Consider the following 22,888-nt stretch of genomic DNA (forward strand, 5'->3'; position numbering starts at 1 on the left):
CCGTACGGCCCGGTGCCGGTGGCTCAGTCCGTCGCCCGGAGCAGCTCGCGCACGGCGTCCGCGTCCGGGTGCTCGAGTTCCTCGAACAGGGCGAGGGAGGACCGCCACGCCTCGCGCGCCCCCGGAAGGTCGCCGACGGTGCGCATGACCTCGCCGAGGCCGCGCAGTGCGACCGCCTCGCCGTACCGGTTGCCGAGCCGGTGGAAGCCCTCCTGGCACCGGCGGTAGCAGTCGAGCGCTTCGGTGTACTGGCCCATGGCGCGGCGGATGACGGCGAAGGTCTCCCAGGTGTACGCCTCACCGAGCGGACTGCCCTCCTCCCGGTGCAGTCGCAGCGCCTCCTCGCAGCAGGCGAGCGCCTTCTCGTGGTCGCCCAGATGGGTGTGGCACCAGCCGATGTTGTTCAGCGCGCCGCCCCAGCCGGCCCGGTTGCCGGCCGCGCGCTCCAGTTCCAGCACCTGCTCGACGCAGCGGAGCGTGGCACGGTAGTCGCCCTGCTGCTCGTAGGACCAGCCGATCGCCCGCAACGTGTGGGCCTGCGCCGGCAGGTCGTGCAGCTCGCGTTGCAGCTCCAGGGCCCGCGACAGCTCGTCCCGGGCCTGCTCGTAACGTCCCAGCCGGATGGCGGCCCGGCCCGACTCGCAGTGGCACAGTGCCGTCCCGGCCCGGTCCTCCTGCCGCCGGGCCGCGGCGATGGCCGTGCGCTGGGTGGCCGCCCAGTCGTGCCAACGACCGCTGAGGTGGAGGAAGTCCCCCATGGCGAGCGGCAGTTGCCAGGCGTGGTCGTCGAAGCCGGCCGGGCCCGCCGCTTCCGTGACGGCGAGCAGCGCGGTGTGCTCCGTCTCGAACCACGCCAACGCCTCCTCGTACCCCTCCGGGTGGTGGGGCACGGAGCCGGGCACCGGCGGCGAGAGCGGCAGTTCGGCGCGGACCGGGGCGAGCCGCCGGCCCGCCGCGTGCGCGGTGTGCAGGAAGTGGTCGAACAGGCGGTGCAGTGCCCGGGTGCGTTCCGCCTCGGAGTCCTCGGTCGCCGCCAGTTCCGCGGCGTAGGTGCGCAGCAGGTCGTGGAAGGAGTACCGGCCGGGGCGGTGCTCGTCGATCAGGTGGACCCGGGCCAGGGCGGTCAGCGCCGCCGCGGCCTGCCGGACGGTCAGCCCGGCCAGCGCCGCCACGGCGGGCGCGGCGGCGTCCCGGCCGGGGTACAGCCCGAGCAGCCGGAAGACCTTGGCCGTGGCGGCGTCGAGCCGGAGGTACGACCAGGAGAACACCGTCCGTACGCTGCTCACTCCCTCGCCCGCGTCCAGGGCGTCCAGCCTCCCTATCGTGTCGCGCAGTTCGGCGGCGACCGCGCTCAGTGCGAAGCCTGGGCGGCCGACGGCGCGGGCGGCGGTCACGGCGAGTGCCAGCGGCAGCCGGGCGCACAGCTCGATCAGCTCGGCCACCGCCTCCGGCTCCGCGGCGACCCGGTCGGCGCCGAGCCGGGCGGCGAGCAGTTCGTGCGCCTCCTCCCGCGACAGCACGTCGAGGGAGACCAGCCGGGCGCCATCGGTGACGGCGAGACCGGCCAGCCGGCCGCGACCGGTGACGACCACGGCGCAACCGGGACCGCCCGGCAGCAGGGGCCGTACCTGGGCGGCGTCGGTGGCGTTGTCGAGGACGAACAGGAGACGGCGGCCGGCGGTCTCGGTGCGCAGCAGCGCCGCTCGCGCCTCCAGCGAATCCGGGATGCGCTCCGGCGGCACCGACAGGGCCTCCAGGAAGCCGCGGATGGCCTCGCCCGGCGGGACGGGCCCGGCCGCGGAGTCGAAGCCGCGCAGATTGACGTACAGCTGGCCGTCCGGAAAGTCCGGTGCCGCGCGGTGGGCCCAGTGCAGCGCGAGCGCCGTCTTCCCGGCGCCCGCCGTGCCGGTGACGGCGCGTACGACCGGGCCGGTGCCGGTGGCCGCGTCACCGGGCGGTCCGTCCAGCAACCGCAGTTCGGCCCGGCGGCCGGCGAACCCACCTACGGCCGCCGGGAGTTGGCGCGGCGGCGCCTCGGCGCGTCCGGGGCGGGCCGGTCCCTTGGGCGGCCGTGGGCCGGGTCCGGCGGTGGCGAGCCGCGGGTCGCCGCGCAGCATGCGCAGTTGCAACTCGCGCAGCGGGGCGGACGGTTCGACGCTCAGCTCGTCGGCCAGCAGCCGGCGCACCTCCCGGTAGGAGTCGAGCGCCTCCGCCTGCCGCCCCGACCGGTACAGCGCCAGCATCAGCTGCTGCCACAGCCCTTCCCGCAGCGGGTGCTCGCGCACGGACTGCCTCAGCTCCGGCACCAGTTCGGCGTGGCGCCCGCAGGCGAGGTCCGCCTCGACACGTGCCTGGAGGACGTCGAGCCGCTGCTCGTCCAGCCGTGCAGCCTCCGCCTCCACCACGGGCCCGGCCGGTACGTCGGCGAGTGCGGGGCCGCGCCAGAGCGCGAGCGCCTGGGCGAGCAGTCTCGCCGCGTGCTCCGCCTCGCCGGCCGCCAGCGCGGCCCGGCCGGATTCGCCGAGCCGGACGAAGGCGGTGGCGTCCAGCCCGTCCTCGCCGTCGGGCACCACCTGGTAGCCCGGTGGCCGGGTGACGATCAGCCGGCCCTGCCGGTCGTCGAGTTCACGGCGCAGCCGCAGCACGTACTGCTGGATGAGATTGGCGGCCGCCCTGGGTTCGCGCTCGCCCCACAGCTCCGTGACCAGCCGGTCCGTCGGTACGGGTGTGTCGCGCCGCACCAGTAAGGCGGCGAGCAGCGCGCGCGGCTTGGCGGCGGAGATCCCCCGCCAGTCGGCTCCGTCGAATATCTCGAGCGGGCCGAGGATACGAAAACGCATCGGCCTCCCCCGTTCTCCGTTGCGTCCGCATGTGATCTTGCCATCGGCCGACGTGATCCGCTACGTCGTGGCCGGCCGCGGGCGGGCAGGCCGCCGTGCCGCGGAACACCCTTGACACCACGCGCCGCTGATCACATAGTTCTCACCGCTGAGCGCAACGCCGTTGCGCTCAGCGCACCAGGAACAGTGAGGAAGGGGACGAGGCCATGAACGAGGTGAACGGCGCGTCCGCCGACGGCGCCGCGCACGAGACCGGCCGGCCCGACGACGCGGAGGCCCTGCCCCCGGCTCAGCCCGGCGTTCTGCAGGGCGCGGACCGCGCCTTGCTCGCCCTGCTGTCGTTCACCGAGCGGCGCCCCGAGTGGGGGGTGAGCGAGATGGCGCGCAGGCACGGCTGGGACAAGGCCGTGGCCCAGCGCATCCTCACGACGCTCGCCTCCCGCTCCTTCCTGACCTGCGACACCACCACCCGCCGCTACCGGCTGGGCCCCGCCGTGTCCCGGCTGGCGCGCGCCGGGGAGCACAGCGGTGTGCTGCCGTCGCTGATCCGGCCGGTCCTCGCTGGGCTGCTGCGGGAGACCGGCGAGAGCGTGGTACTGAATGTGCCGCAGGGCGCCGGATACCGGTGCGCCGCCGCCGTCGACGGCACCGGGCCGGTCCGCTACACGGCGATCGTCGGTGCCGTGATGCCCGGGCACGCCGGCGCCTCCGGTCACGCCATCTTCGCGCACTACTCCGAGGCGGAGATCCGGCGCCTGTTCGGGGCCACCCCGCTCCAGCGCTTCAACGACCACACGGTCACCGGCCTGGACACCCTTCTGGCCCGGTACGCGGACGTGCGCTCCCGGGGGTACAGCGTGAGTCACGGGGAGTACGACGAAGCCGTCGCGGCCGTGGCCGCCCCCGTGTTCCAGGCCGGCAGCATCGCCGCCTCGCTCACCGTCATCGGGCCCGCGCACCGCGTGACGCGCGCCGTCGACCGCATCACCGAGCTCGTTCTGGCCGGAGCCGAGGAGGCCACGGCCGCCTTCGGCTCCTGACCCGCCCGGCCCCGGCGGCGCCGTCCGCCGGGGCCGCACCCCGTACGACTCATCGTGCCGGAGTACGCGGATCACCACCGCCTGCCCGAAAAGTCCCTCCCTGTCCCGGGGCAGGGCCCACCCACCAAGGGGTGTTCCGTGTCGCATCACACCTCGCCGTCGGCCACCGCGCCGCCGCCCTCCGACCCCGGCCCCGCGTCGTCCGGCGCCGGCCACCCCCGCGTACGCGAACCCGTCGTGTTCGTCGTCCTCGCCGTGCTGTCCGTCGTCGGCGCCGTCATCGGCGCGGACCTCGTCGCCAAGCTGGGGATCTCCGCCAACACCTCGGTCGTCGGCGCGCTGATCGCCATGCTCATCGGCCGCATCCCGCTCGCCGGACTGCGCTCGATGCGCTCCGTGCACCGGCAGAACCTCGCCCAGAGCGCCATCTCCGCCGCCACCTTCGCCTCTGCCAACGCGCTGCTCACCTCGATCGCGGTGCCGTACGTCTTCGGACGCGAGGACCTGGTGTGGCCGATGCTGGCCGGTTCCTTCGCGGGCCTGCTCATCGACACCTGGGTGCTCTACCGCTCCTTCGGCTCCCGGCTGCTGCCCGCCGACGCGGCCTGGCCGCCCGGGCAGGCCGCCGCCGAGACGATCAAGGCCGGTGACAAGGGCGGCAAGCGGGCCCTGGTGCTCGGCGCGGGTACGCTCGTCGGGCTCGGCGGCACCCTGTTCAGCCTGCCGCTGTCCGCCGCCGGTGTCGCCTTCCTCGGAAACGTCTGGGCGCTGCTCATGTTCGGCGTGGGGCTCGGGCTGCGCGAGTTCAGCCCCGATCTGTTCCACACCGACCTCGGCGCCGGTTACGTCCCGCACGGCGTCATGGTCGGCGCGGGCGTCGTCGCCCTGGGCCAGGCGGTCGTGCTGCTGGTCCGCCGTCGCTCGGAGCGGCAGCCCGCTGCCGCGGCGACCCTCGCCGGACACGACGAGACGACCTCGTACACCGTGGACGAGCAGGCGCTGCGCCGCTCGCTCGTACGCGGCTACGCCCTCTTCGTCGCCGGAGCCGTGCTGCTCGCCGTCCTCGGTGGCCTGATCGGTGACATGAGTCCGCTGGGCCTGCTCGGCTGGGTGCTGTTCGCCGCGTTCGCCGCGCTCGTGCACGAGCTGATCGTCGGGCTCGCGGCGATGCAGTCCGGCTGGTTCCCGTCGTTCGCCGTCACTCTGATCTTCCTGGTCCTGGGGCTGCTCATCGGCATCCCGTCGGTACCGCTCGCGCTGCTGGTCGGTTACGTCTCGGCCACCGGTCCCGCCTTCGCCGACATGGGCTACGACCTCAAGGCCGGCTGGCTGCTGCGCCGCGAGCACCGCCCCTGGGACCCGTACGAGCGTGAGGGGCGCCGCGAGCAGTTCCGTGCCGCCCTCATCGGCTTCGCCGCGGCCCTCGCCGTGGTGGCCGTCCTGTGGCAGTCGTACTTCAGGCAGGGGCTGATCCCGCCCGTCGCCAAGGTCTACGCCGACACCGTCAAGAACGGTCTGGGCGAGCCCGGTGTCCTGCGCACCCTGCTGCTGTGGGCCATCCCCGGCGCCGTGATCCAGCTGGTCGGCGGCACCAAGCGGCAGATGGGCGTCATGCTCGCCACCGGCCTGCTGATCCTCACCCCGAACGCCTGCTGGATGGTCCTCGCCGCGCTCGCCGTGCGCGTCGGCTACCGCAAGTGGCGCGGTCCCGCCGCCGACGAGGAACTCAACCTGGTCGGCGCCGGGCTCATCGCGGGCAGCTCCCTGGGCGACTCCGCCCAGATCATCAAGGCCAGCTGACCCCGCCCCCCCATACCACCTTCACTCACACGCACCACCGCAAGGAGAAGATCCATGGAGATGTTCAGCCGGCTCGAACCCCGGTCCGAGTACCTGAGCTACGAACTCGCCCTCGCCGCTCGCAAGCTCGTCGAGCAGGTCATGCTCGTCAAGCCCGGCGAGCACGTCGTCCTCACCGGCGACACCAGCAGCGACCGCCGGGTCGTGGACGCCACCGCCCAGGCCGTCGCGGCGGCCGGGGCGCACCCCGTCGTCGTCTGGTACGAGACGCTGCCGAGCTCGTCCATGGAGCCGCCGCGCCCCGTCGCCGGCGCCATAGCCGACGCCGACGTGTGGATCGAGTTCGCGGTCTCGTACGTGATGCACTCCGACGCGTTCCGCCGCGCGATGGCGAACGGCTGCCGTTACACCAACCTCACGGCCATGGACGTGCACATGCTCGTCGCCACGGTCGGCCGCCCCGACTTCGAGGGTGTGATCAAGCTCGGCAAGGCGCTGGTCCGTCTCCTGGAGCAGGCGGACGAGGTGCGCATCACCTCCGCCAACGGCACCGACATCACCGGCCGCAACGGTGACCGCCCGATCAACCTGCGGGGCAAGCCCGCCGAGAATCCCGGCGAGACCGTCATGCTCTCCGGCCAGATCTCCTGGAACCCGCTGGAGGAGACCCAGGACGGCGTCCTCGTCTTCGACGGCGCCCTGTGGCCGCCGGACCAGCTCGGTCTGCTGCGCACCCCGGTCCGCTGCACCGTCGAGAAGGGCGTCGTCACGAAGATCGACGGCGAGGGCCAGGACGCGGAGATCTTCCGCCGCTGGATGGAGTCCTGGGACGACCCGAACATGTTCCGCGTCGCCCACTGGTCCCTGGGGTTCAACCCGGGTGTGCCCGCGCCGACCGGCCGCATCGTCGAGGACGAGCGCGTCTTCGGCTGCGTGGAGCTCGGCATCGGCACCAAGGGCGCCTGGATCGGTGGCGAACCGTGGGTGTCCGCCGCGCACACCGACGGCTCGATCCTCGGCCCCTCGATCTACCTCGACGGCGAGTGCATCGAGAAGGACGGCGTGTACGTGCACCCCGAGCTGGTCGAGATCTGCCGCGAACTGGGCGTCGCCGGCTACTGACCGCCGACCGCGCGCCCGCCCGCCCTCGTTCACCCCGTCCCAGGAGCCGGACTTGACCGACGACCAGATCACGTACCGACACAGCGGCCTCGTCTGCACCGACCACACCCTCGACGTACCGCTCGACCACGCCCGCCCGGACGGGCCGGGCATCTCCGTCTTCGCGCGCGAGGTCGTCGCCGAGGGGATGGAGGGCCGTGAGCTGCCGCGGCTGCTCTGGCTCCAGGGCGGGCCGGGCGGGCGGGCGGAACGTCCGAACGCGGCGGGCGCCTGGCTGCGCCGCGCCCTGAAGGAGTTCCGCGTCGTCCTCCTCGACCAGCGCGGCACCGGCCGGTCCACCCCGGCGGACCGCACCACACTGGCCGGCCGTGCCGATGCCGCGCAGTACCTCACCCACTTCCGGGCCGATTCGATCGTCCGCGACGCGGAGCTGGTGCGCCGCCGGCTGCAGGGCGACCGGCCCTGGACGGTCCTGGGCCAGAGCTTCGGCGGCTTCGCCACCCTCACCTATCTCGGCCTCGCCCCCGAGGGCCTGGACCGGGCCCTGATCACCGGTGGCCTGCCCACCCTCACCGGTCACGCCGACGACGTCTACCGCGCGGCGTACCGGCGTACGCTCGCCGCCAACACCCGGTACTTCGAGCGATACCCCCATGACCGTGCCCTGGCCGAACGTGTCGCCGCCCATCTGGCCGACCACAACGTCCGTATGCCGACGGGCGAGCGCCTGTCGGTACGGCGGTTCCAGACGCTGGGGATCACCTTCGGCACGGCGTCGGCCTTCGACTCCCTGCACTACCTGCTGGAGTGCGCCTTCGTGCCCGGGCGGGGCGGTCCGGTCCTCTCCGACACGTTCCTGCGCGGCGTCGACTCCGTCGTCTCCCTCGCGCCGCGTCCGCTGTACGCGGTCCTGCACGAGGCGATATACGCGCAGGGCGGCCGTCCCACGGCGTGGTCCGCCGACCGGGTGCGGGCGGAGTTCCCGGAGTTCGACGCCTCCTCGGGCGGTCCGCTGCATTTCACGGGCGAGATGATGTACCCCTGGATGTTCGACGAGGACCCGGCCCTCGTCCCCCTGAAGGCGACGGCGGACGCGCTCGCCCACCGCACCGACTGGCCCGCCCTCTACGACCTCGGCCGTCTCGCGGCCAACACGGTGCCGGTCGCCGCGGCGGTGTACCGGCAGGACATGTACGTCGACCACGATCACGCCCTGAACACGGCGTCCCTGGTCCGCGGTCTGCGCCCGTGGGTCTCCGAGACCCATCTGCACGACGGCGTGAAGGCCGACGCCGGGGTGCTGGACCGCCTGCTGTCCCTGTCCTAGGCGGACGCCGGAGGTGAGACGCGCTGTCGACCGTCGGCGTCGAGGCCGGTTATACCCCTGCCCCAGCTCCGTGTCCTTGTCTATCGTGGATGAGGACCACGGGGGCGTGCTGGTCGCGGAGGCCGCCTCAACTCACGGGGGAGGCCGGCGTGAACGAGTCGGGCAACGACGACAGCACAGGCATCCTGATCGTACTCGGCATGACGGTCGGCCTGTCCCTGGTCTGGGCGTTCATCATCAAGGACCAGACGGAGCTGATGACTTGGGGCGCCCTGGTGATGGGCGGAGTTACCGGCCTCGTCGCCGGCAGCCATAGCAACAACAGCCAGTCGGTGGCCGTCACCTGCGCCGTCGCGACGCCGCTGGGCACCTACCTGGGCACGCTCCTGGGCCTCTGTCTCATCGCCGTCGCCCCCTACGGAGGCGATTTCAGCGACGCCTGGGACCTCTTCGCCGGTGACATCGACCGGGCGGCGCACGTGTTCAAAGCGGAGGCCCAGGACCGCGACTGGCTCTTTCTGCTCCTCTCCGCGCCGGTGGGATACGGGGCGGCCATGCTCGACGGCTGACCCTCGGGCGGGCGGCCTTCCGGGCGCGGGGGCAGCCCGCCCGCCCCGAGACGGCCACCGGCCGTGGCGAGCCGGCACGCTCCAGCGGCGACCGGCGCACTCGGCTAGGTGAGCTTGAAGAAGAGGGTGTCCTGGGTGTACCAGTCGATCTTCTTCGTGGCGTACTCCCACTCTTCGTGCTCCGTATCGAGCTTCTCGATCAGCTCCTGCACGTCGTACCGGAAGTCGGCGGGTATCTCGTCGAGGACGGCGCGATACGCCTCGGCCGCGGGCTTGGCCTTGGCGAGCGGCAGATGACCGATGGCGGGACAGCCGTCGACCGAGTGCGGAAGAAGCGGGAAGCCGTCGGGCAGCCCGCCGTAGAGGAAGCCGTGGGGCAGCAGGTCGGCGGGGACGCCGAGGCGCCGCATGCGGTCGTCGACCAGCCCGAAGAACGTCGAGGGTTTTGAGTAGGTGCCCAGGTGCATCGAGTCGGACGCGTTGTGGTCGATGATGTGCTGCAACGCGCTGGTGTAGGCGTTGCCCGCGTACGCGGCGTCCGAGTCGGCGCGTCCGGCGATGAGGTGATCGAGGGCGTGGACGACGGACAAGCCCCAGTCGACGCCTTGGTCGTCGAGGTCGTCCTGGTGGGCCCGCGCGGCCTTGCGTATCGCGTCGAGGCGGCGGCGCCGGTCTGCGTTCAGATCGTCGCCGGCGCCGAGAAAGGCGAGGACGTCGGCCTTGTCGGCAGTGGAATAGGCGATGTTGTGACTCATGACCGCCATCTTGCCAACCGGCACTGACAGTTCCTGGCGCGCAGGTCGCGGGCCGGGCGTTCCGTCAGGGACGAGCACCCGGCCCGCGAGCTCGGCAACGGGTGGTCAGCTGGTCCAGAGGACCGGGCTGTCGCTGTACGCGTCCCCCTCCTCGAACGAGGCGACCGCGATGGGATCGGTCTTCGTGGCGCTGAGCGAGCAGGTCTCGTAGGAGGCGCCCTTGGTGGTGAACTCGCGGGGCGCCGTCTCGCTGTCGCACTTGCCCGGGAGGTCACCGATGAGAATGATGCCCGTGGGGGCGCCGCCCGCCAGCTTGCCGCGCAGCCGCAGCGACGAGTAGGAGAGGTCGGTGCCGCCGACGTTCTCCACCTTCATGCGGATGTAGTAAGGCGTCATGCCCTTCGCCTTGTCACCGAAGGGGGCCATGTCGGCCTCGGTGCCCTTCTCGATCGCCGTGACGGTCACGGCGACCGTGCCCTTCTTTGAAGTCCCGTACGTGAACGGCAGGACCGCCCGGTCACCGACCTTGAACTTCGTGCCCGGTGCGGCGACGTCACCGCTGGGCGCGGTGGAGGCGTCGTCGCTCGGCTCCGCGGACGGGCTGTCGCTGCTCGGGGCGGGCGAGGCCGGGGCGGAGGCCGAGGCCGAGGGCGATTCCTGCCCGACTGCCTCGTCCTCGCCGTCGTTGCAGGCCGTGAGCCCGAGGCCCAGGGTGGTGAGGGCGACTGCGAAGACGATGCGTCCCTTGCGTATCATTTTGACCTAACTCGCGGTAAGGGCTGCGCTGTACGACAGCCGGAACGTTCGACAACTGGACCATGCGGCCGGGCCTGCCCGGCGACATCGGCGACGGCAGTGCGTCCAGGGGGCGCGCCGCGACGCGCCACTCACACTGGTCCAGGAATGACACAGACTCGTCCCAGGGACGGCACAGCCGCGCGACGGCTGTTCACCGTCGACGCGGGCCTTCGTCCCGGCCCGGCGCACACCTGGGCGTGCACTTCCGGGAGCCCGGCGCCGCTCAGGGCCGGCACGTCGTCGTCCTGGAGGACTGAGAGGCGAGTGCCCGGGGGCGCACTCCGCTCACGGACCAGTGGTGGCGGCGCCGGCCGCGAACGCGGCCGGCGTGAGACCGGTGCGGTCGCGGAAGAAGCGGCCGAAGTTCGCGGGATCGGAGAAGCCGAGGTGGGCGGCCACAGCCCGGGCCGGCCACTGGGCGTTTCCCAGCAAGCGCCGGGCTTCGAGCAGGCGCCGCTCGTCGATGAGGTCACGCACCCCTTTGCCGGTGGCGTCCCGCGCGGCGCGGCTGAGGGTGCGCACCGAGCAGCCGAGCAGCTCGGCGTAGTCCGCGGCTCGATGCAGTTCACGGAAGTGCAGCTCCAGGGCGTCCACGAACCGGCCGTAGGCGTCACCCCGTCCCGCTCCGGCCGGCGCCGGGCCCTTGGGGGTGACGCCGGGGGCGTCGGCCAGGCGCAGCAGCAGTGCTTCGAGCAGGCTGCGCCGCAGGGCGTGGTGGACATCGAGGGGGCGGCGTCCGAGCGCCCGGTGTTCGGCGAGGAGCTGCAGTGCCGTCCGGTGGAGCCAGGGGGCGTCGTCGGGGTGCGGGCTCAGCACGGCGGGGGCGTCGTGCGCGGTGAGCGGGGCCAGGAGGCGGGCGGTGGCGGGAGTCAGTACGTCCGGTTCGAACAGGATGAACGGGCCGCGGGCGGTGTCGGGCGGGTGCCAGCACTGCGTGTGCCCGGGCCGCACCCACAGCCACTGGCCGGGAGCGACGGTCCGTGTGAGGTGGTCGACGTCGTGGAGCAGCTCGCCCTCGGTGACCGCGATGAGGTAGTGGAAGGTGGCGCGCCCCGGGCGCGGCGGGTTCCACGGCCAGTCGTCGTGCTCGGCGAAGAAGTCCTCGACGGTGCTCACCTCCAGCCCGAAGGGCGTGCCGACCGGTGGCTGGAAGCCGTACAGCGGGACCTCCGCCGCTCCGGCCTGGCCCCCCGGGGCTGGGTGTCGCTTGCCGACCATCATGTGTCCGCAGTCTACTGCCCGTTTTCGGTGGTTTCCGGGCAAGGATGGAGATGCGCCGCCGCGACTGCGGGGGACGTACTCGGCGGTCTTCAGCGCCGCGACCCGCCGTCACGTCAAGGAGGACAACGCCCCATGACTCTGCACAGGACCGCCGCCGGCTTCGCGCAGGAGCTTCCCGGAGCCGAGCTGGGGCATCCCTTCGGGGACGACTGGGAGGTCTTCAAGGTGCGCGGCAAGGTGTTCATGCTGATGACCGAGGTGCCCGGGCGGCCCGTCGTGATCCTCAAGTCGGAGCCCGGCGAGGCGCTCGCCCTGCGGGAACACAACAGCCACATCACCCCCGGCTACCACATGAACAAGAAGCACTGGATCACGCTGGAGGACGGGGAGGGCATCGACGAGAGGCTGGTCCGGGAGCTCGTCACCGAGTCCTACCGGCTCGTCGTCGCCCACCTGCCCCGGGCCGAGCAGCCCGTCGACCCGCACACCTACGCCGGCGGCACGCGGGCGTCCCGGTGAGCGCGCCCGGCGACCGGCTCCAGGACACCGCTCGCGAGGCGGCACTCGCCCTGCCCGGCGTCGGCCACTCACGGCCCTTCACCCCCCTGCTCGACGTGTACAAGGTCGGGGGCAAGGTGTTCCTCATCGTCACCGACGACCCGGACGAGCAGATCATCACCGTCAAATGCGAACCCGAACACGCTTCCGCCCACATGCACGCCCACGCCTCGATCACGCCGGGCCGCTACCTCGACAGACGCCACTGGATCACGCTCGGGCCGGGACCCGGCATCACCGAGCGTCTCGTCACCGAGGTGGTCGAGGACTCCTACGACCTGGTCGTCGAGCGACTGCCGCGACGCGATCGCCCCCGCCCACGATGAGCACCCTCAGCGCGCCCGCCAACGGCTGAACCGACACCTGCCGGCGCTCCGTACCCGCTCGCAGCCGACCGAGAGATCCATGGAACCGACCCTGCCGCTCTTCGACGAGGAGCCCGCGCGTCCGCTCGCCGACCGTCTGCGCCCCACCCGACTGGACGAGGTGGTCGGGCAGGACCACCTCCTCACCCGAGACGCCCCGCTGGGCCGCATGGTCGCCCGGCAGCGCCTCAGCTCCGCCATCCTGTGGGGGCCGCCCGGCGTGGGGAAGACGACCATCGCCCGGCTCCTCGCCCACGCCGGCGGCCTGGCCTTCGAACCGGTCTCGGCCACCTTCTCCGGCGTGGCCGACCTGCGCAAAGTCTTCGCCGCCGCGCAACACCGGCGCGGCATCGGCCAGGGCACCCTGCTGTTCGTCGACGAGATCCACCGCTTCAACCGCGCCCAGCAGGACAGCTTCCTCCCCTACGTCGAGGACGGCACGATCATCCTGATCGGCGCCACCACGGAGAACCCCAGCTTCGAACTCAACGGCGCCCTCCTCTCCCGCACCCAGGTCCTCGTCCTCAAACGCCTCGACGAAGCCGCCCTGTCCACCCTCCTCGACCGCGCCGAACAGCTCACCGGCCACCCGCTCCGTATCGACGCCGACGCCCGCCGAGCCCTGATCGCCATGGCCGACGGCGACGGCCGCTACCTCCTCAACATGGCCGAGCAGCTCCAGACCCTCCCCGGCACCGGGGAGAATGTGGACACCGCCGCGCTCGCCCACCACGTCCAGCAGCGCGCCCCGCTCTACGACAAGGCACAGGAGGGCCACTACAACCTGATCTCCGCACTCCACAAGTCGATGCGCGGCTCCGACCCGGACGCCGCCCTGTACTGGCTCGCCCGCATGCTCGACGGCGGCGAGGACCCCCTGTTCGTCGCCCGCCGCCTGGTCCGCTTCGCCAGCGAGGACGTCGGCATCGCCGACCCTCAGGCCCTCCAGCAGACCCTCGCCGCCTGGGACGTCTACGAGCGGCTCGGCTCCCCCGAGGGCGAGCTGGCGATCGCCCAGGCCGTGGTCTACCTCGCCACCGCTCCCAAGTCCATCGCGGTCCACCGCGCCTTCAACGCCGCGCACCGTGCCGCCCGCCGCACCGGCTCCCTCATGCCACCGGCCCACATCCTCAACGCCCCGACCCGGCTGATGAAGGACCTCGGCTACGGCAAGGAGTACCAGTACGACCCGGACACCGCCGACGGCTTCTCCGGCGCCGACTACTTCCCCGACGGCATGGACCGCGAGACGTACTACCAGCCCACCCGCAACGGCTACGAAGCCCAGATCACCGAGCGCCTGCGCCACTGGGCCGCCCTGCGTGCTCGCAGAAATGAGTAACGCCCGCCTCCCGGCCCGACTTGAGGGTCGGCTTCGGCGGGGACGGCCTCCCCCGCCCCGGGCGCCGGGGCGGGGGAGGTGCCGGGTTCAGCAGGGGCGGACGTAGAAGACGGGGGTCCAGGAGGCGGTGCCGGTGCCCTTGGCCACGTGGGACCAGCGTTCGCTGCCGTCGCTGTTGTAGAAGCGGGCGCGGGTGCCCGAGGTCTGGTTGTTGTTGAAGGTGCCGTCGCCGACGCCGTCGAACTCGTAGTAGCCGCAGTAGTAGTAGTCGTAGGTGTAGCCGCGCCCGTCCGTGATGCACAGGTGCCCGTTGGCGCAGGCCAGGGCCGTACCGGGCGAGGCCAGGTTGCGGGTTTCGGCCTGTCCGGGGGCCGGGATCGTGACGGTGCCGGCGGGGACGGCGAGGGTGTTCGCGGAGGTCTGGCGGGCCCGGGGCTCCTGGGCGCGGACCGCGTCGACCCGCTGCTGGAGTTCCCCGGCCTGCTGGTCGGTGAGGCCGGCGGCCCGCGCCTGCGCGGCGTAGGTCTGCTGCCCGCCCGGGGCGGCGGGGGTCGTGGCGTGAGCGGACAGGGCGGGGCCGGCGATCAGGGCCGCGGCGGCGGCCATCAGTCCGGCGGAACGGCGGAACGGGACTCGCTTCAAGGTCTTCTCCTCGGGTTGGCCGTGCGCCTCTTTGAGGCGCACGGCGAGCCTTTCCAACTGGGCCCCGCTTCAAGGGACATAGCAGCAAGGTTCACCACTAAGTGGTGCAGATGCCTTTCTTCGCACGCGCAAGGATCCACCGAGCGTCTGTGTCAGTCCCGGGGCGACGGACTACGCGAGGACCCACCGGGGCGCGTGTCCGGACTCCACCGGGCAGACGAAGACGTGCAGATCGCGGTCCCGGCCGAAGCGGAGCCGCGTGGGCCGCACGACTGAGACGCCGCCCCGGATCGATGCCCTGCCCTTCAGCAGAGGGTCCCGGTCCTCCAGTGGCGTCCAGCTGTGCGAGCCGCCGTCCATCTCGCAGCTGTCAGCCGTCAGCAGCAGCCGCATGGGCGTGTCGCAGGACGCGCAGCCGATGGCCATCGGGCCCGTCGACGCCCAGCTGGGGTACCCGCCGACACGCCAGCCGGGAGGGATCGACAGGTCGTACTGGTAGCTCGGGGCATCCGGTCCGTGTTCCGCCACTTGTGCGTCGTCCCATGCGTCGATGCGTGCGATCAAGGAGGCGGGCAGCGTGTCGCCCTCCGCCCAGGGGTAGGTGTCCACCTCTTCCGGGTGCAGGACGCATGGTTCGGGGAGTTCGTCCTCCCACCGCAGCAGGGGCGCCCGGGGCGGTACGGCGAGGAGGCGTTCCGCCCGCTCGGTCCGAGCGGCCCGTCGTCGGCGCAGATGGTAGCGGCGTTCCAGGTACGGGCCGTGGGTGAACGGGCAGCGGAAGAGCTGCACCAGGTCCGTGCCGCCGGGCCCGCAGCCGAGGCCCGGGATGTCGCGGCGGAAGAACTGGGCCAGCCCCACGAGGGGTGCCGGGCCGTGGTCCGCGGCGGATCGCGCGCGGGACCGCGGCCGGCCCGGCGGCCCCACCCCGGCGGCCCGGGCGCCGCGGATCTCCTCCGGGTCGTACCCCTGGATCTCGGCCGGGTGCGGCTCGTGGCACAGCGGCCACGGTTCGTCCGCCGGCCACAGCATCGGCCCGCCGATGTGACTGTCGCGTACGCCGGGGCGCCCCGGCCGGGGGTGCAACCGGGTCGTCCGGGCCCGGTACGGCGCCAGCTCCGGGAACACGGCTTCCACGGACACCGGTCTGGCCGGCGTGGTCCTGGTCATGCCCGGTCCGCTCCGCTCAGGAATGCGCGGGCGCCCCGGAGCCTGGTTTCGAGCCTCCGCTGCGTGGCACGGCAGTCCAGTCGTACGTCGATCCCGCCGGGCAGTCCCGTATCGCACCGGCGGGCGGACGGCAGCCGCGCGGGGTCGAGGCCGTCGCGGCGCGCGATGAGCTCGCCCAGCCGGTGGCGGCTGACGGCGTCCGGGCCGGCGAGGTGGAAGACCCCGGCGGCGTCGGAGCGGGTGATCTCCCACAGGGCGGCGGCCAGGTCCGACACGTGTACCGGACAGCGGACGTCGTCGGTGAACAGGGCGCCCTCCCGGGTGCCGTCGGCCAGGGCGTGCACCAACTCCTCGTGCGCCGAGCGGCCGTTGCCGATGATCAGCGAGGTTCGGGCGACGGCCGCGTCGGGGGCGATGACGCGTACGGCCGTCTCGGCGGCGGCCTTGGCGGCCCCGTACGGGGTGAGCGGGTCCGGGAGGCAGGACTCGTCGTACGGGTCGCGGGACGCGCCGGAGAACACCGCGTCGCTGGAGACGTGCACCAGGCGGATGCCGCGCTCGGCGGCGGCCAGGGCGAGCCGGGCGGCGCCTTCGGCGGTGACCGCCCAGTCCGCCCCGCCGCTCGTCGCGTTGATCACCGCGGCCGGGGCCACGGTGTCGAGGAGCTCTTCCAGGCGACGCGGGGCCCGGAGGTCGAGGTGGTGCCAGAGCGCCCGGGCCGGGTCGCCGGGGCGGGAATGGTAGGTGGCAGCCGGGGGCCCGTCCGAGGAGCCGGCCCGGCGCACCAGCTCGGAGCCCAGCAGGCCGCTGCCGCCGATGATCAGCACTGTCATGCCGCCCCACGCTACGGGGCCCCGCGGGTGCTTCGGGGCCGCTACCGCGGTCTGTGGCGGGGCCGGCAACGGCCTGGGCTTCGCCCTGGGGAGCCCGCACACGGCGGACTCCCCCTAGCGGGCGGTGAGTCACCGGTCCGCCCCGTCCGCCGAAGGGTCAGCCGGCGGCCGGCCAGGCGGCGCCGGCCGGCGTCGGCGGAACGGGGGCACGCCACCGCGCACAGCGACAGCGCACGCCGGGCGGAGCCTGGCGACGCACCGGCGGCACGAAGGGCGAGTGCGGGCCCGGCCTGGGCCCGAGCCGCCATGAGGCGATGGCCTGCCGTGGCCGCCGGGCCCCTCATGGGCCTCGCTGCTGAGCCCCACACGTCGACGCACTCAGCCGCGTCCCGCGCCGCGTCCCCGTTCAGCCGGTCGGCAGCGTCGGCAGGTATCGGGGCGCGCGCCGGCCGTCCAGCCGGTGTTCCACCGCCGCGCCCAGGGACAGCAGGCCGGCGTCCTGGTTCCTGCCCGCCATGAGCAGCAGCCCGACCGGCAGTTCGCCCACGAAGCCGGCGGGCACCGACAGCGAGGGATAGCCGGCGACTGCGGCGGGCGTCGACGACGGGATCACGTCGTTGTCGCCCCGGCCGCAGTCGGTGGTCCACGCGGGCGGGTTCGCCGGTGAGGCGATCGCGTCCAGGCGGTGTCCGGCCATGACCTCGTCGATGGACCGGCGGGACAGATCCGTCAACTCGGCGCGCATCGCCAGGTATTCGGGATGGGTGGTGGGCGGTGCGGTGAGGGCCTGCTCGAAGAGCTCCTGTCCGGCGAAGCAGGTCTGCTCCCGCGGGTGGGCCCGGTTGAACGCGATGAGCTCGGCCAGGTCGCGCGGCCCCTTCCTGGTCGCGAGGTAGGCGTCGATGTCCCGGTGGAACTCGCTGAGCAGGGCCGGGAATTCGAGTTCGGCCAGGCGTTCCTGGTACGGCAGGTCCACCTCCACGACCTCGGCGCCCGCGGCCCGCAGCCGCTCGGCGGTGCGGGTCATGAGGGCGTCGACCTCGGGTCCGAGCACCGGCAGCCGCCACAGGCCGATCCGCTTGCCGCGCAGCGCACCGGGGCGGGCCGCCGCGTCCCCGAGGCCGGGGGCGGGGTCGCCGCCGCTGAGGACCGACAGGGTGAGCGCGGTGTCGGTCACGTTCCGGGCCATGGGGCCGGCGGTGTCCTGTTCGGCGGAGATCGGGACGACGCCCGACTGGCTGACCACGCCGAGGCTCGGCTTGAGGCCGACGACGGCGTTCATCCCGGCGGGGCAGACGATGGAGCCGTCCGTCTCGGTGCCGATCGCCACCTGTGCCAGCGACGCGGCGAGCGCGGCGGCCGATCCGGCGGACGAGCCGCAGGGGTTGCGGTCCAGGACGTACGGGTTGTGGGTCTGGCCGCCCACCGCCGACCAGCCCGACGTGGGCTTCGCCGCACGGAAGTTGGCCCACTCGGAGAGATTGGCCTTGCCCAGGATCACCGCGCCGCCCGCCCGCAGCTTCGCGACCAGGTCCGCGTCGGCCGCCGGCGGCTTCCCGGCCAGGGCGAGGGAGCCGGCGGTCGTCGGCATGTCGCGGGTGTTCACGTTGTCCTTGAGCAGGACGGGGATGCCGTCCAGCGGACCGCGCGTCCGGCCGAGGCGGTGCCTGATGTCGCTGGCCGCCGCCTGCCCCAGGGCGGTGGGACTGGTGTGCAGGACCGCGTTGATCCTCGGGTCGACGGCCTCGATCCGCCGCAGGTAGGCGAGGGTGAGCCGGACCGAGGACAGCGATCCGCGGGCCATGCGGGCCTGCAGTTCGGGGATGGTGACCGTGTCGAGGTCGATGCCGCCGACCAGCGTGGATTCGGCGGATGGCGCCGAGCCGCCGGGGCGGGACTGAGCGGCGGCCCGCGGACCGGGCGCCACCGCGACTAACGGGGCCACGACCAGGATCGCGGTCAGGGCCGCCATGCTTCTCATCTTCATGGCGGACACCCCACTACACGCCGACCGTGCGGCACAAGAGGCCCTCACCCCCTTCCCCGGCAAAGACCCCACCCCACTATTCAAATTTGGCTAGTCTGGAGGCATGAGCGAAAAGACGATCCCGATCCTGCCGTGCCGGACCATCCGGCCCGTGCTCGACTTCTACGCCGCACTGGGTTTTGAGACGACCTTCCAGCAGGTGAGCCCCAACCCGTACGCGGTGGTGGAGCGCGGCGACATCCAGTTGCACTTCTTCGGCCTGAAGCGGTACGACCCTGCCGCGTCGTACAGCACGTGCTACATCCGGACCGATGACGTCGACGGGTTGTACGCGTCCTTCCGGAGCGGCCTCAAAGCCGCGTACGGCAAAATTCCGACGCGGGGGCTGCCCCGCGTGGGGCCGCTGAAGGACACCTCGTACGGCGCGAGGCAGTTCCTCGTCACCGATCCGGCCGGCAACTGCCTGCGCATAGGCCGGCAGACCAGCCGGGACCAGCACCACCGGCCCGCTCCCGAGGAGACCTTCGCCCGGGCCCTGCATCACGCGTCGCTCTTCGCGGACTCGAAGAACGATCCCGCGAGTGCCGCGAAGATCATCGACCGGGTGCTGGGCCTGGGGGACGAATCGCCCACGCCCGTGCAGCTGCTGCGCCTTCTGGTGCTGCGTGCGGATGCCGCCGGGCGCCTCGGTGACGACGCGACCGCGGCGTCCGCGCTCGCCCGGGCCGCCGCCGTCCCGCTCAGCGCACAGGAGCGCGAGACGGCGCGCGACGACCTCGAACGCCTTCGGGAGCTACGGGGGTGAGCCGGGGCCCGGAAGCCGCCGCGGAGCACGGACAGCACCGGCCCCCACGGCGGCCCCGGAGGGGACCATCACCCACTTACCTACCTTGACATAGGTATCTCTGGATACCTACGCTCGCCGGCGTGAGTCAGAACAGCGCGTCCGCGCAGAGCATCAACCAGGTGGCCTCCGGCCTCGTGGCGTGCCTGCCCGCGCTGTCGCGCGCCCTGGAACGGCGCGTGGGGCAGGAATTCGCGGCCCCCAAGCCGCCGGAGGCCCAGCTCGCCCTGTTGCGGCACGTCGAGGCGCACGAGGGTGTCACGGTGCGCAAGGCCGCCGAGTCGTTGCTCATGAAGCCCAACAACGTCAGTGCGCTCGTCACGCAGCTCACCGAGCAAGGGCTTCTGGAGCGGCGTCAGGACCCCGCCGACAAGCGGGTCGCGCATCTGCATCTCACCGCGAAGGCGCGGCGTGAGCTGGCCGAGGTGCACCGGCTGATGGGCGCGCACATCGCGGGCGCGCTGCGGACCATGACCGACGGCGATCTGAAGGCTCTCGGCGCGGCGCTCGGAACGCTGAACTCACTCGCCGAGCGGCTGCACTCCGACCAGTAGGCCGTCCGTACGGCCCCGGTCCCAGGGGTGCGCTGCCTCGTTCGCACCTCCTCTTTCGCGCCGCCGTCGCTCATGACGGCGGCCGTCACCTCTCTCCGCGCGTGTGTGTCGGCACACGTCCCTCCGAAGGACTGAACCGCCTTGCCCTCCGAAGTTCTGAGCTCCCCCGCGCCCCTGGCCGGCTCCCCCGCCGGGTCACGTCCGGGCGGTGTGCGCGCCAACCCGTGGCTGACCTTGATCGCTGTCGCCTTCGGGCTGTTCATGGTCGGTCTCGACGGCTCGGTCGTCTCCATCGCCAATCCCGAGATCGGCCGGGACCTCGGCGCCACCACCGCCGATCTGCAGTGGGTGACCAATTCCTATCTGCTGGCCCTGGCCGCCGCGCTGATCCTCGGCGGCAAGCTGGGCGACCGGTTCGGACGCCGTACCTTCTACCTGATCGGCGTCGCCGGCTTCACCGCCGCGTCCGTCGCCATCGGCCTCGCGGGCTCCATCGAGGGGGTCATCGCCTTCCGCGCCGTGCAGGGGTTCTTCGGCGCGCTGCTGATGCCCAACACGCTCGGGATGCTGCGCGCCGTCTTCCCGCCGCGGAAGTTCGGCATCGCGGTCGGCATCTGGGCCATGGTCTCCTCCGTCTCCACGGCGCTCGGGCCGATCGTGGGCGGCTTGCTGGTCGAGCATGTGAACTGGGAGTCGGTCTTCTACATCAACGCCCCGATCGGCGTGCTGGCCCTGGTCTTCAGCGTCGCCGTCCTGCCGCAGACCCGCAACGCCGCCGCGGCGCGCGAGAAGTTCGACCTGCCGGGCGTGGTGCTGCTGGCCATCGGCCTGCTCGCCATGGTGTTCGGTGTCGTCAAGGGCGAGACGTGGGGCTGGGCGTCGGGCAGCACGCTCGGGGCCATCGGAGCCGGGGTCGCGGTGCTGCTGCTGTTCGGCTGGTACGAGACGCGGGCGGCGCAACCGCTGCTGCCGATGCGTCTGTTCCGCAACCCGGCGCTGTCCATCGGGACCGTCATCACCGCGCTGAACTTCTTCATCCTGCTCGGCGTGATCTTCTTCGTCATGCTGTACCTGCAGAACGTGCGCGGCTTCACGCCGGTCGAGGCCGGCGTACGGACCCTGCCGCTCAGCCTCGCCTCCGTCGTCGCCTCTCCCCTGGGCGCCGTGCTCACCCAGCGGTTCGGCCCGCGCCTGACGATGCCGCTCGGCATGGCGTTGCAGGCCGCCGCCTGCTTCGTGATGCTCGGCTGGAGCGCCACGTCCTCGTACTCCGCGCTGTGGCCTCCGTTCGTCGCGCTGGGTCTGGGCGTCGGCATGGTCATGGCCTCCTCCTCGGACGCCATCGTCGGCAACGCGCCGGTGGAAGACGGCGGCGTCGCGGGCGGCCTGCAGGCCACCGCCCTGCAGATCGGCGGCGCCCTGGGCACGTCGGTCCTGGTGTCGCTCATCAGCAGCCGCGTCGGTTCCACCCTCACCGGCGAACTCACCGCGGCCGGCGTACCCGCGGCCGGGGCCGAGGGCTTCGCCGAGGCCAAGGACGCGGTCTCCATGGGCGTCGCCCCGGTCTCGGCGCACATGCCGGACCAGCTCAGGGACGCGGTGGCCGAGGGCAGCCACCAAGCGTTCATGAACGGCGTGCACGCCGCCGCGCTCGTCTCCGCCGTACTGGCCGTCATCGGCATGCTCCTGGCGGTCGCGGGCGTACGGCGAGCCCCTGAGGCGGCCCGGGACCTGGAGGCGGCCGACGGATGACGGCATGAGGTCATGAGCCGATGAGCGACTGGACCCCGCCCCGCCCGACCAGGGTGGCGGTGGGGCTCGGGCGGCCATATACCTCCGTGCCGTCACTGGTCCGGACGCGCTCGACGGGGCGGCCGGGGCCGGCGCGGCCATCATGAGGAGGGCGGTGTGACCCAGCTGTGAGGGAGAGGCATGAAGGAGACCGACGCGGACGTGGTGCGGGCAGGGCTGTCCGGGGCTGTGGATCTGCGGTGCGTCGGCGCTGATCCGGATCACTGGTACCCGGTGGCGCTGACCCGGGACGTACGGCTCGGGAAGGTGGTCGCCGCCGTGTTCGCCGGTGAGCGTCTCGCGCTCTACCGGGGCAGGAGCGGGGCGGTCCACGCGCTGGAGGACCGGTGTGCGCACCGGCAGGTGCCGCTGAGCATGGGCGTCGTGGAGGGTGACGTGCTGCGGTGCCGGTACCACGCGTGGGCCTACCGCGGTGACGGGCGCATCTCGCAGATCCCGTATCTGACGAAGGACGACCGCAGGCCGCCCCGGGGTGTGCGCAGCTTCCCCGTGCGCGAGGCGTACGGCCTGGTGTTCGTCTTCCCCGGCGATCCGGACAAGGCACGGGCGACGGCGCTGCCGGATCTGCCCGCCTTCAGCTCGCGGCAGTACAAGACGCTGACGTACTCGCGGACCGTGCGCTGCCACTACTCGTTCATGCACGAGAACCTGCTGGACATGAACCACCAGTTCCTGCACCAGGGGGTCGTCGGCCGGCTCCGCCCCGAGCTCATCGGTCACCACAGCGACGCACGGTCGGTGGAGGCCAGGTATCTGTTCACGCATGCCGGAGGCAAACGCAACGCCGGCGCGAGCGTGCTGGCGGCCGAGGGGATCGCGGGCGGCTCGCGCGACGTGATGACCATTCGCACGGAGTACCCGTACCAGACCCTCGATCTGGTGCCGGAGGGGGCCGACGAGCCGGTCTTCAGCCTCTGGGCGGTGTACGTGCCGGTGGGCGCCGACCAGCGCGCCTGCCACGTCTACGGGCTGCTCATGATCAAGAAGCCCCGGGTGCCGGCCGTGCTCACTGTGGCCGCGCCCCTCATCAGGCGCTTCACCGAGCGCATCTTCGCGCAGGACCGCATGGCGGTCGAGGCGGAACAGCGGGCGTGGGACGAGCAGGGCGAGGACCGCAACCACGAGGTGTTCTCGCTGATCCTGGACGTACGCGAGGCGCTGCGGGCCAACGGGGTCCCGCTGGCCGTCTCCGCGGGGCCGCGCGGGGCGGGGCCCTGCGGCGGCGGGGCCGGGATCTGCGGGAGCGCGGACGCGGAGCCGCTGCGGACGGACGCGACGCCCGCGCGCTGACCCCGGGCGCGTGGCGGGCGGG

At 72.7% G+C, this 22,888-nt stretch carries 20 protein-coding genes; 12 read left to right on the top strand and 8 right to left on the bottom strand.

Going from position 1 to position 22,888, the window contains the following annotated elements; translation table 11 throughout:
* Window positions 1-23 precede the first annotated feature (23 nt).
* Window positions 24-2,840 (bottom strand): BTAD domain-containing putative transcriptional regulator, encoded by a 2,817-nt coding sequence (locus FKN01_RS04525; RefSeq protein WP_143616594.1) that lies wholly within the window; start codon window positions 2,838-2,840, stop codon window positions 24-26.
* A 206-nt stretch (window positions 2,841-3,046) separates the two neighbouring features.
* Between FKN01_RS04525 and FKN01_RS04530 the strand changes: the two genes are divergently transcribed.
* The 5 genes from FKN01_RS04530 (at window position 3,047) to FKN01_RS04550 (ending at window position 8,698) form a co-directional block, all read left to right on the top strand.
* Window positions 3,047-3,880, top strand: coding sequence for an IclR family transcriptional regulator (locus FKN01_RS04530; RefSeq protein ID WP_143616596.1), 834 nt, complete (start codon window positions 3,047-3,049; stop codon window positions 3,878-3,880).
* Between the two features lie 138 nt (window positions 3,881-4,018).
* Window positions 4,019-5,680 (top strand): OPT/YSL family transporter, encoded by a 1,662-nt coding sequence (locus FKN01_RS04535; RefSeq protein WP_143616598.1) that lies wholly within the window; start codon window positions 4,019-4,021, stop codon window positions 5,678-5,680.
* A 54-nt stretch (window positions 5,681-5,734) separates the two neighbouring features.
* Window positions 5,735-6,802, top strand: a complete 1,068-nt coding sequence (locus tag FKN01_RS04540; RefSeq protein ID WP_143616600.1) for a hypothetical protein — start codon at window positions 5,735-5,737, stop codon at window positions 6,800-6,802.
* Between the two features lie 52 nt (window positions 6,803-6,854).
* Complete coding sequence (locus FKN01_RS04545) at window positions 6,855-8,129, top strand: alpha/beta fold hydrolase (RefSeq protein ID WP_143616602.1); 1,275 nt, start codon at window positions 6,855-6,857, stop codon at window positions 8,127-8,129.
* Window positions 8,130-8,278: 149 nt separating this feature from the next.
* Window positions 8,279-8,698 carry a hypothetical protein gene (locus FKN01_RS04550; RefSeq protein ID WP_143616604.1) on the top strand — a complete coding sequence of 140 codons (420 nt, stop codon included), beginning with the start codon at window positions 8,279-8,281 and terminating at the stop codon, window positions 8,696-8,698.
* Between the two features lie 104 nt (window positions 8,699-8,802).
* Here FKN01_RS04550 and FKN01_RS04555 read toward each other — a convergent pair whose 3' ends face one another.
* The 3 genes from FKN01_RS04555 to FKN01_RS04565 form a co-directional block, all read right to left on the bottom strand.
* Window positions 8,803-9,453: a hypothetical protein gene (locus tag FKN01_RS04555; protein ID WP_143616605.1), complete on the bottom strand. Its 651-nt coding sequence runs from the start codon at window positions 9,451-9,453 to the stop codon at window positions 8,803-8,805.
* A 105-nt stretch (window positions 9,454-9,558) separates the two neighbouring features.
* Window positions 9,559-10,209 carry a hypothetical protein gene (locus FKN01_RS04560; protein WP_143616607.1) on the bottom strand — a complete coding sequence of 217 codons (651 nt, stop codon included), beginning with the start codon at window positions 10,207-10,209 and terminating at the stop codon, window positions 9,559-9,561.
* Between the two features lie 327 nt (window positions 10,210-10,536).
* Window positions 10,537-11,472 carry an AraC family transcriptional regulator gene (locus FKN01_RS04565; protein WP_143616609.1) on the bottom strand — a complete coding sequence of 312 codons (936 nt, stop codon included), beginning with the start codon at window positions 11,470-11,472 and terminating at the stop codon, window positions 10,537-10,539.
* Between the two features lie 132 nt (window positions 11,473-11,604).
* Here FKN01_RS04565 and FKN01_RS04570 point away from each other — a divergent pair, with 132 nt between their 5' ends.
* The 3 genes from FKN01_RS04570 to FKN01_RS04580 all read left to right on the top strand — a co-directional run bounded on the left by FKN01_RS04570 (window position 11,605) and on the right by FKN01_RS04580 (window position 13,737).
* Entirely contained in the window at window positions 11,605-11,991 is a 387-nt protein-coding gene (locus FKN01_RS04570) for an MmcQ/YjbR family DNA-binding protein (RefSeq protein ID WP_143616611.1), read from the top strand.
* Window positions 11,988-12,356, top strand: a complete 369-nt coding sequence (locus FKN01_RS04575) for an MmcQ/YjbR family DNA-binding protein (RefSeq protein ID WP_143616613.1) — start codon at window positions 11,988-11,990, stop codon at window positions 12,354-12,356. The genes FKN01_RS04570 and FKN01_RS04575 overlap by 4 nt, the downstream gene beginning before the upstream one ends.
* Window positions 12,357-12,435: 79 nt before the next feature.
* On the top strand, window positions 12,436-13,737 hold the full coding sequence (locus FKN01_RS04580; RefSeq protein ID WP_143616615.1) for a replication-associated recombination protein A: 1,302 nt from the start codon (window positions 12,436-12,438) through the stop codon (window positions 13,735-13,737).
* Between the two features lie 87 nt (window positions 13,738-13,824).
* Here the strand turns inward: FKN01_RS04580 and FKN01_RS04585 are convergent, their stop codons facing one another.
* The 4 genes from FKN01_RS04585 to FKN01_RS04600 form a co-directional block, all read right to left on the bottom strand.
* Entirely contained in the window at window positions 13,825-14,379 is a 555-nt protein-coding gene (locus tag FKN01_RS04585) for a hypothetical protein (RefSeq protein WP_260696765.1), read from the bottom strand.
* Window positions 14,380-14,550: 171 nt separating this feature from the next.
* On the bottom strand, window positions 14,551-15,546 hold the full coding sequence (locus FKN01_RS04590; RefSeq protein ID WP_398931018.1) for a hypothetical protein: 996 nt from the start codon (window positions 15,544-15,546) through the stop codon (window positions 14,551-14,553).
* On the bottom strand, window positions 15,543-16,379 hold the full coding sequence (locus FKN01_RS04595) for a sugar nucleotide-binding protein (protein ID WP_143616619.1): 837 nt from the start codon (window positions 16,377-16,379) through the stop codon (window positions 15,543-15,545). Before FKN01_RS04595 ends, FKN01_RS04590 begins: the two co-directional genes overlap by 4 nt.
* 406 nt (window positions 16,380-16,785) lie before the next feature.
* The gene (locus tag FKN01_RS04600; RefSeq protein ID WP_143616621.1) at window positions 16,786-18,366 is read right to left on the bottom strand and encodes an amidase family protein; all 1,581 of its coding nucleotides are present in this window, start codon (window positions 18,364-18,366) and stop codon (window positions 16,786-16,788) included.
* A 103-nt stretch (window positions 18,367-18,469) separates the two neighbouring features.
* Here FKN01_RS04600 and FKN01_RS04605 point away from each other — a divergent pair, with 103 nt between their 5' ends.
* From FKN01_RS04605 to FKN01_RS04620, 4 genes are all read left to right on the top strand, one after another.
* Window positions 18,470-19,171: a VOC family protein gene (locus FKN01_RS04605; protein ID WP_143616623.1), complete on the top strand. Its 702-nt coding sequence runs from the start codon at window positions 18,470-18,472 to the stop codon at window positions 19,169-19,171.
* A 122-nt stretch (window positions 19,172-19,293) separates the two neighbouring features.
* Entirely contained in the window at window positions 19,294-19,764 is a 471-nt protein-coding gene (locus FKN01_RS04610) for a MarR family winged helix-turn-helix transcriptional regulator (protein ID WP_143616625.1), read from the top strand.
* Between the two features lie 141 nt (window positions 19,765-19,905).
* Window positions 19,906-21,516 (top strand): MFS transporter, encoded by a 1,611-nt coding sequence (locus FKN01_RS04615; RefSeq protein ID WP_143616628.1) that lies wholly within the window; start codon window positions 19,906-19,908, stop codon window positions 21,514-21,516.
* A gap of 180 nt (window positions 21,517-21,696) precedes the next feature.
* Complete coding sequence (locus tag FKN01_RS04620) at window positions 21,697-22,866, top strand: aromatic ring-hydroxylating dioxygenase subunit alpha (RefSeq protein ID WP_143616630.1); 1,170 nt, start codon at window positions 21,697-21,699, stop codon at window positions 22,864-22,866.
* Window positions 22,867-22,888: the final 22 nt, after the last annotated feature.

The sequence above is a fragment of the Streptomyces sp. 130 genome (genome assembly GCF_007096885.1).
Taxonomy (GTDB): Bacteria; Actinomycetota; Actinomycetes; order Streptomycetales; family Streptomycetaceae; genus Streptomyces.